1 protein-coding gene is annotated in these 694 nt (G+C 47.6%); it reads left to right on the top strand.

Going from position 1 to position 694, the window contains the following annotated elements:
• Positions 1 to 694 (top strand): hypothetical protein (locus KW830_RS21590; protein WP_218334317.1); only part of this gene is annotated, 694 nt, incomplete at both ends.

The raw sequence follows: 694 nt of genomic DNA, 5'->3' as shown, positions 1-694 counted from the left end.
GACAGAAGAAAAGGAAAGAGGAGGGAAGAGGGGAAAGGAAGGGGAAGAAAAAAGAAGAGAAAAAGGGGAAAAGAGAAAAAGGGAGGAAGAGGAAGGGGAGAAGGAGAGAAGAGAAAGGAGGGAGGAGAGAGGAGGAGGGGAGGAAGGGAGGAGAGGAAAGGGAAAGGGGGAGAGGAAAAAAGGAAAAGAGAAAGGGGAAAAGAGAAGGAGAGAAAAAGGAAAGAGGGAAGAGGAGAAGGGAGAAGGGGAGGAAAGAGGGGGAGGAAAAGGAAAAAAAAAGAGGAAAGAGAAAGAAAGGGGAGGGAGAGAAAGGAAAGAGAAGGAAAGGGGGGGGGGGAAAGGGAGGGGAAAAGAAGAGGGAAGGAGGAAAAAAGAGGGAAAGGGGAGGGAGAGGGAGGGAGAAAAAAGGAAGAGGGAGAGGGAAGAGGGGGGAGGAGAAAAAAGGAAAAGAGGGAAGGAAGAAAAAAAAAAAGGAAAAGGAAGAGAAAGAAGAGGAAAGGAAGAAGAAGAGGGGGAAGAAAGGAAGAGGAAAGAAAGAAAAAAGGAAAGAAAGAAAGGGAAGAAAAGGAAGGAAGAGAGAAGGGAAAAGGAAGAAAGAGGGAGGGGAGGAAGGAAAAGAGAAGGGAAGGAGGGAGGGGGAGAGAGGAAAGGAGGGAGGGGGAGAAGAAAAAGGAGAAAGAAAAAAGATCGAAGA

The organism is Comamonas sp. CMM03, from assembly GCF_019218715.1.
GTDB lineage: Bacteria > Pseudomonadota > Gammaproteobacteria > Burkholderiales > Burkholderiaceae_C > Comamonas > Comamonas terrigena.
The sequence above is the reverse complement of the archived record's forward strand: the minus strand, read 5'-3'. Positions and strand labels throughout refer to the sequence as shown.